This is a genomic window from Mucilaginibacter sp., from assembly GCF_028288205.1.
Classification (GTDB): domain Bacteria; phylum Bacteroidota; class Bacteroidia; order Sphingobacteriales; family Sphingobacteriaceae; genus Mucilaginibacter.
Map to the genome: position 1 here is coordinate 1 of NZ_JAQBOD010000030.1, position 7,701 is coordinate 7,701.

The following is a 7,701-nucleotide window of genomic DNA, read 5'->3' on the forward strand; positions in this document are numbered from 1 at the left end:
TCATGCCCATTAAAAATGAACAGGGCGAAATGCAGCTTTGGGTTGGGACTGCAACTGATATTGAGGAACTCAGATTGTTACAACAGCAAAAAGATGATTTTATCAGTATTGCAAGTCACGAACTTAAGACCCCGCTTACAAGCCTAAAGGCGGCATTGCAATTGCTCAATCGGATGAAGGAAAACCCTTCTATTAAAATGTTGCCGATGATTGTACAGGCCAATAAAAGCCTGGATAAAGTGAATGTATTGGTTGAAGACCTGTTAAATGCGAGCAAGTTGAACGAAGGACAACTGCACATCAACCCAAAAAGCTTCATCCTTGCCAATGTTATCATAGACTCCTGCCAATATATCCGTACAGAGGGTGTTTATACCATTCAAACCGAAGGCGATATGAATGTGGAAGTTTACGCCGATGCTGTGCGCATTGATCAGATCGTAATTAATTTTATTACCAACGCCATAAAATATGCTCCGGAATCTAAAAAGATTATCATTCATATAGAAAAAATAAATGGTATGGCTAAAGTATCAGTAACTGATAAGGGTCTTGGCATCCCGGCTGAAAAGCAGCGTTTTCTATTTGACCGATATTACCGCGTAGATAACAGCGGGAGTCAATACACTGGCTTAGGCTTGGGGCTTTATATATGCGCTGAAATCATCAAAGTTCATAATGGGGAAATCGGGGTAATTAGTGAAGCAGGGAAGGGAAGCACATTTTGGTTTACGCTGCCAGTGGCTTATTATGCGGTTAAGTAATTTCTTTTTCAACTAAACTTATCGGTAAATAAAATTCTTTATACTGGTTGAAAACTAAGCATTAAGAGCCGGATAAAAATTATAATAGTAACGTATTCTGATTGTGCATACAATTGATCCATATTTTAGCTGCGATCAAATGAATGGTAAAGCCGGGCCAAAATGAAATGTCAAAAAACTCGTTTAAAACGCTGGAAACACGCTTTTACAAAAAAAGACCCTCTTGCGAAGGTCTTTTCAGTGGAGCCGGAGGGATTCGAACCCTCGTCCAAACATGGTATAAGGTATGCTTTCTACGTGCTTAGCAGCTGTTAAATTGTAGGGAAGGGGAAGGTCAGTTGCTTACCTGTACCGTCTTCCTTAGGTGTTTTGTTTCGCCTGCTATGCACACCGTTAAGCAGGCTATTTTCATTTTTCGATGCCCCGGTTGCCGGCCCAATGAAACGGAGAACCGGCGGGACAAAAGCTAGCTAAATTCTAAATTAAGCAGCTAAGGCGTAGTTATTTTCGCCATTTGTAAGTTTGAGTGTTCAGATTTTAGCGCTAATTCACACAACGCGCTGCATGCTTACATACTTATCTCCATCCTGTCAATTCCGGTCGACCCCATTTTTTGAGTCTGCAGTTACCGGTGGGCAGTTTGCAGTTAGCAGGATACAAATATAAGAATTAGTTTGCAGTTGCCGTAGGCGGTTTACAGTTAAACTTATTAAGATACCTGCAAATTATGTGCCACCTAATGCAAACTGATCACTAAGAACGGCTAACCGGAAACCGCCAGCTGCTCTTTGCTCACTGTCCTGCCCGGATACACTTTCAAAGCTTCTTCTAAACAGGTCATGGCTTTTGCCAGATCATCATTATTTAAAACGTAGGCTAAGCGTACTTCGTTCAGACCCGCGCCGGGTGTGCTATAAAAACCGGTGGCCGGGGCCATCATTACGGTTTGATTTTGATAGCTAAACTCCTCCAGCATCCACTGGCAAAACTTATCAGAATCATCTATTGGTAACTGCGCCATTACATAAAATGCACCGCCGGGGTTAGGGCAGTATACACCCTCCATACTGTTAAGGGCGGTTACCACTGTGTTTCTACGGGTGGTATATTCTGCTTTTACTTGTTTAAAGTATTCGGCTGGTGTGTCAATAGCGGCTTCACCTGCTATTTGTTCAACCATACCCGGGCTAAGCCTTGCCTGCGCGAATTTTATTGCTGCGTTCCAAACTTTTTTGTTTTTAGTGATGATACAGCCCAAACGTGCACCGCAGGCACTGTAACGTTTGCTCACTGTGTCAATAATGATCACGTTTTCATCCAGGCCATCCAAATGCATGGGCGAAACAAAAGGTTGGTCATTATAGCAAAATTCGCGGTAGGCCTCATCAGCAAAAAGGTACAGATCATGCTTTAAAACCAATGCCTTTAAAGCTTCCATTTCTTCCCTCGAATATAAATACCCGGTAGGGTTATTAGGGCTGCAAATAAATATTGCTCTTGTTTTATCAGTAATGGCTTTTTCAAAGTCACTTATTGGAGGCAATGCAAATCCGTTTTTTATGTAAGACAATATAGGTTTAACCACTATATCACTCTGGCTTGCAAAGCCGTTGTAGTTGGCATAAAAAGGTTCTGGAACTATTACTTCGTCACCAGCATCTAAACAAGTCATAAAGGTGATGGATATGGCTTCTGAGCCACCGGCGGTAACTATAATATCTTCGGGTGTAATATTGTACCCCGCTTTATTATAGTATTTGGTAAGCTGCTGACGATAGGATAAGGTACCCTCTGACGGCGTATAGGCCCAAACTTTAAAATCAATATTTTTAATAGCGTTGATCATCCCCTCTGGTGTTTCAATATCGGGCTGACCAATGTTGAGGTGATATACTTTTTTTCCGTCCAGTTTAGCTTTGTCGGCAAAGGGGGTTAGTTTACGTATAGGAGAAGCTGGCATTCGCTGCCCTTTGTGCGATATATTTGGCATATGGCAAAATTAATAAAAAGATAATATTAATGTCTATCAGATTGGTATATAAGCAAGAAAGGCCCGAATTATTTCGGGCCTTTCTTGTAAATTTTTTATGACCCTTTCTCTTTTTGCAGAGATAAGGGGTTAAACCTTAAACTCTACCTGGTGCTTGGTGCCGCTTTGGCTACAACTTCACCCACAATGTTTAAATATTTTTGCGGAGTTTTCGCGTTAGAGGTTACAATAATAGTTTTGTTAAATGGTGCTGTAACTGCCGCGTTATAAGTAATTGTGATCTTACCAGATTCGCCTGGTTTTACAGGAGTTTTAGTATAATCAGCAATAGTACAACCGCAAGTTGGTTTAACTTCGGTTAAAATAAGCGGCTCAGAACCAACATTGGTATATGTAAATACAGTTGTTACCGGGATGCCTTGCGGGATTTTACCAAAGTCATGTTTTTCTTCATTAAATTTAAACTCAGCTTTGCTTTCAGTTTGCGCAGATGCAGTAAAGGCAAAACCTAAAACTACTGCACACATTAATATTAATTTTTTCATCATGGTTGATTTGAGTATTACAAATATAAAAGGTTTAACGTTAAATAAAAAATTACTACGTAAAGTAAATGTTTGAATAATGGTTATATTATACGGATGTTTAATAATAAAGGTTTATGTAATTTTAAAACTATTATCTTAATATGATTGTTTTAATACTACATGTGCCAATTACAATTAAGATTTTATAATTTTACATCCTAAAAGAAAAATTTATGCCCGAAACTGCAAATCCTGGTACCGGTAAATCTGAAGTTGCTGAACTAAGTTTTGATGATTTCAAAAGTATCGTAATTAAAGATTACCGTATAGGCTACGAGAGTAGGCAGGCAAGTCTTATTGGCCGTCGTGAGGTACTTACCGGCAAGGCTAAGTTTGGTATTTTTGGCGACGGTAAAGAGGTCGCACAATTAGCTATGGCCAAGGTGTTCCGCAAGGGCGACTGGCGGGCGGGTTATTACCGCGACCAAACTTTTATGTTTGCCACAGGTATGAGCAACTTAAAAGAATTTTTTGCACAACTATATGCTAATCCGGATATAGAAAAAGACCCTGCATCAGGCGGCAGGCAAATGAATTGCCATTACGCAACCCGTTTTATTAATGCTGATGGCAGCTGGATAAACCAGGTAGAAAACATGAATTGCTCTGCCGATGTATCAACCACCAGCGGGCACATGCCCCGGTTGCTTGGCTTGGCATACGCGTCAAAATTATATCGCCAAAATAAAGAGCTTAAATCGCTTGATGAATTTTCTGTTAACGGTAATGAGGTCGCCTTTGGCACTATAGGTAACGGCGCAACTTCCGAAGGTGTGTTTTTTGAGACGTTTAACGCGGCAGGTGTATTACAGGTGCCTATGGCTATTTCTGTTTGGGATGATGCTTACGCCATTTCTGTACCCGCCAGGCTGCAAACCACCAAAGAAGATATCTCTGAGATATTAAAAGGTTTCCAGCGCGAAAACGGCACTAATGGGTACGAAATATTTAAAGTGAAAGGCTGGGATTATGTAGCGCTTTGCGAGACGTATGAACGCGCGATATCAGTTTGCCGTGCCGAGCATGTGCCGGTATTGATACACGTTATAGAAATGACGCAGCCGCAGGGCCACTCTACATCTGGCTCACATGAACGGTATAAATCTAAAGAACGTTTGGCATGGGAGAGTGAGCATGACTGTTTGCTGCAAATGCGTAACTGGATGATAGAATCGGCAATTATTAATGAGGATGATATCACAGCCTTAGAAGAAGAGGCTAAAAAATATGTTCGTAATTGCCAGCGTGAGGTTTGGAACGAACTGGGTAATGAAATAAAGATAGAGATAAATGAGGCTGTACAGTTAATAGGGGAGTTAGCACATGTATCCGGGTTTAAAAATGAATTACAGGAAGTTTCTACAGAACTACTGGCCTGTGTTGATCCCGGCCGCAAGGATGTAGTGGCCGCTATACGCAAAGCATTGCGCCTGACTGTTAAGGAAGCATCCAACGAAAAACTGGCGCTTAATAACTGGCTAAACCGCGAAAATATAAAGAATAAAGAAAGATTTAACTCCAAGCTGTTTTCGGGTTCATCGTTATCTCCTTTAAATGTTAGTGTTGTTGCACCGCGGTATACCGAAGATGCGCATATTGTAGATGGACGTGAGATATTGAACGCTTGTTTTGATGCCAATTTTGAGCGCGATAAACGTATTGTTGCTTTTGGTGAAGATCTGGGCGCAATAGGGGATGTTAACCAGGGCTTTGCCGGCTTACAAGCTAAGTATGGCGAAATTAGGATAACAGATACCGGCATACGCGAATCAAGCATTATAGGTAAGGGAATGGGCCTGGCCATGCGCGGCTTAAAACCCATTGCCGAGATACAATATGTAGATTACCTTTTATATGCCATAACCGTTTTAAGCGATGATTTGGCAAGCTTAAGCTACCGTACTTTCGGCGGGCAAAAGGCGCCGGTTATTGTACGCACCCGTGGCCACAGGCTGGAAGGTATATGGCACTCTGGTTCGCCACTTGGTATAATTTTAGGCGCGTTGCGTGGGATGCATATTTGCGTACCCCGTAACATGACACAGGCTGCCGGTATGTATAATACCTTATTGCGTGGCGATGAACCCGCGTTGGTAATAGAGTGCCTTAACGGTTACCGGTTAAAAGAAAAGCTGCCTGCAAACGTTGGCGAGTTTACCATACCACTTGGAAAGGCAGAGATAATGAAAGAAGGTAATGATATGACCGTAGTTTCCTACGGATCAACCCTTCGCATTGTAATGGATGCGGCAACTGAATTAGAAAAACTGGGCATCAGCATAGAAGTGATAGACCCGCAAACACTATATCCTTTTGATACTGACAATGTTTGTGGTAATTCTTTAAGAAAAACCAGTAAGTTATTAGTTGTTGACGAAGATTTGCCGGGAGCAGCATCTGCCTACATACTACAAAATATATTGGAGGGCCAAAATGGCTATTATTCGCTTGATTCGCCGCCAAAAACATTGAGTGCCAAAGAGCACAGGCCACCTTACGGCTCTGACGGCGATTACTTCAGCAAGCCATCAATGGATGATGTTGTTGAAGCGGTTTATGCTATGATGAGCGAAAGTAATCCCGGTAAATATCCTGCGATATATTAATTATATTAAAAATGTCATTTCGAGCATAGCGAGAAATCTATACACACGCCAAGCCGCTTTTGCATGTGTATAGATTTTTTCGCTATCGCTCAAGAGATAGTTCTCCTCGTTCCTCGTCGAAATGACAATGTTTTTTCAGATGTCATCTACCACCTTTTCCACTCTATCAACCATCATCAAAAACAGGCGCACAGTTAAGCCTTTTTTAATAAATGGTAATAAAATACGGCCTGTGCTGTGCAAAATTTATTACTCGGTGCAACTGCTTTAAATATAGTAACCTATTAGGGCACCGGCAGCATGATACTAAAACCTGCCATGCGTACGTTTTTATAATTCCGCGACGAGGATGAAGTGCCGGGTGTTTTATATTTAGGTTATACGGATGAGTATCCGCGAGGTGCACGTAGTGTGCCGTTTGAAAATAAAGTTAAATGGATAAAATAAACCATCTGTAACTTTTTAGTCTTTAATTTCGTAGAAGCAGCTATAACTTAATTTGGATACAATTGTTTTGTGAAATTTTAAACAAATGTTAATAAATTTTATTAATTATTAATGTTTACGTATGTTTGTGTAATAATCCTGCAAACTCACACCCTAATTTTTTATTGATTATTGAATTAAACTCAACAAGTATGAGAAAACATTTTTGGTGGATAAGCTGCGTTTTTTTGATGTTCTTCATCACTGTTATCGGTTGGACACCGGTATCGGCTAAAAAATCGGCCATAAGCTATAACGCCGCTCCTACAGCAAAAGAATTGTTTACCCAATATGTAAATACGGTATACCAAACTGCAAAGTTGCAGGAGGCCGGTTTGGATATGGAAGTGTTTCAAAAAGCATTGACCGGATTTTTCAATTTAAAAACCGCTAATAAATTAGCGCAAAATAGTTCTGTTATTACCGTGGTTGATTTCTCTAAATCAAGCCGCCAGAAACGTATGTGGATAATTGATCTGTTTAGTAAGCAGCTTTTATTAAATACCTGGGTAGCGCATGGCCAGGGAAGCGGTGATGATATGGCTGATCGTTTTTCGGATAACAATGAGTCGCACCAAAGCAGCTTAGGCTTTTACCTGGCTGATGATGTTTACGTAGGTAAACATGGTCGTTCGTTACGTTTGGATGGTTTAGACGAAGGCTTTAATGCCAATGCCCGCGCCCGTGGCATTGTGGTACATGCTGCCAGTTATGTTGGTGAAAGTACAATTGCGCAAATGGGCCGTTTGGGCCGTAGTTTTGGCTGCCCGGCTGTATCGCCGGCGGTAGCACAACAAGTTATCAATACTATAAAGGGTAAAACGTTATTGTTTATTAATGGTAATAATCCTCATTATACTTCAAAATATTTAGACGAGAATGTCTACGCGAGTTTCACGTCGCAAGATGAAACTGCTGTTACAGATTCTGTAAAACTTTAATAATTTCATTTTAAAAGTACTAACAAAAAACGCCATGCATTTGCATGGCGTTTTTTGTTAGTACAATTTTTATCATTGCGAGTATCCACCAAGGCAAATCCTGGAAAAAATCGTTATGACGTATAAAAAAAGGAAACTATATAAAGATTCGTTGTCATTTCGAGCGGTAGCGAGAACTATCTCTTGAGCGATAGCGAAAAATACATTTCAATCCGTCTGCTTAGCGTGTGTATAGATCTCTCACTATGTTCGATTTCTATGATCTAAACAACTAATTTACAATAATTTTTTTCGTAGGGTCTGTTCTGATTAACGCAGGCAAATATC

5 protein-coding genes and 1 other RNA gene are annotated in these 7,701 nt (G+C 40.6%); 3 read left to right on the forward strand and 3 right to left on the reverse strand.

Annotation, left to right across the window (positions count from 1 at the left end):
- Positions 1-764: sensor histidine kinase KdpD (locus JWR23_RS06180; protein WP_299514280.1), on the forward strand; the 764-nt coding region annotated here is incomplete at its 5' end.
- Positions 765-1,002: 238 nt separating this feature from the next.
- On the opposite strand, the gene ssrA is transcribed toward JWR23_RS06180, so the two are convergent.
- The 3 genes from ssrA to JWR23_RS06195 form a co-directional block, all read right to left on the reverse strand.
- Positions 1,003-1,372: a transfer-messenger RNA gene (gene ssrA / locus JWR23_RS06185) on the reverse strand.
- Between the two features lie 155 nt (positions 1,373-1,527).
- On the reverse strand, positions 1,528-2,754 hold the full coding sequence (locus JWR23_RS06190) for a pyridoxal phosphate-dependent aminotransferase (RefSeq protein ID WP_299514283.1): 1,227 nt from the start codon (positions 2,752-2,754) through the stop codon (positions 1,528-1,530).
- Between the two features lie 143 nt (positions 2,755-2,897).
- Positions 2,898-3,299, reverse strand: a complete 402-nt coding sequence (locus tag JWR23_RS06195) for a DUF1573 domain-containing protein (RefSeq protein WP_299514292.1) — start codon at positions 3,297-3,299, stop codon at positions 2,898-2,900.
- 215 nt (positions 3,300-3,514) lie between these two features.
- On the opposite strand from JWR23_RS06195, the gene JWR23_RS06200 reads away from it, so the two are divergent.
- Positions 3,515-5,947 carry a thiamine pyrophosphate-dependent enzyme gene (locus tag JWR23_RS06200; RefSeq protein ID WP_299514286.1) on the forward strand — a complete coding sequence of 811 codons (2,433 nt, stop codon included), beginning with the start codon at positions 3,515-3,517 and terminating at the stop codon, positions 5,945-5,947.
- 638 nt (positions 5,948-6,585) lie between these two features.
- Positions 6,586-7,374 (forward strand): murein L,D-transpeptidase catalytic domain family protein, encoded by a 789-nt coding sequence (locus tag JWR23_RS06205; RefSeq protein WP_299514289.1) that lies wholly within the window; start codon positions 6,586-6,588, stop codon positions 7,372-7,374.
- Positions 7,375-7,701: the final 327 nt, after the last annotated feature.

What these genes read in the sequence shown, in the direction of transcription:
- JWR23_RS06190 (WP_299514283.1), bottom strand. Translation starts at nt 2,754, where the DNA reads ATGCCAAATATATCGCACAAAGGGCAGCGAATGCCAGCTTCTCCTATA.
- JWR23_RS06195 (WP_299514292.1), bottom strand. Translation starts at nt 3,299, where the DNA reads ATGAAAAAATTAATATTAATGTGTGCAGTAGTTTTAGGTTTTGCCTTT.
- JWR23_RS06200 (WP_299514286.1), top strand. Translation starts at nt 3,515, where the DNA reads ATGCCCGAAACTGCAAATCCTGGTACCGGTAAATCTGAAGTTGCTGAA.
- JWR23_RS06205 (WP_299514289.1), top strand. Translation starts at nt 6,586, where the DNA reads ATGAGAAAACATTTTTGGTGGATAAGCTGCGTTTTTTTGATGTTCTTC.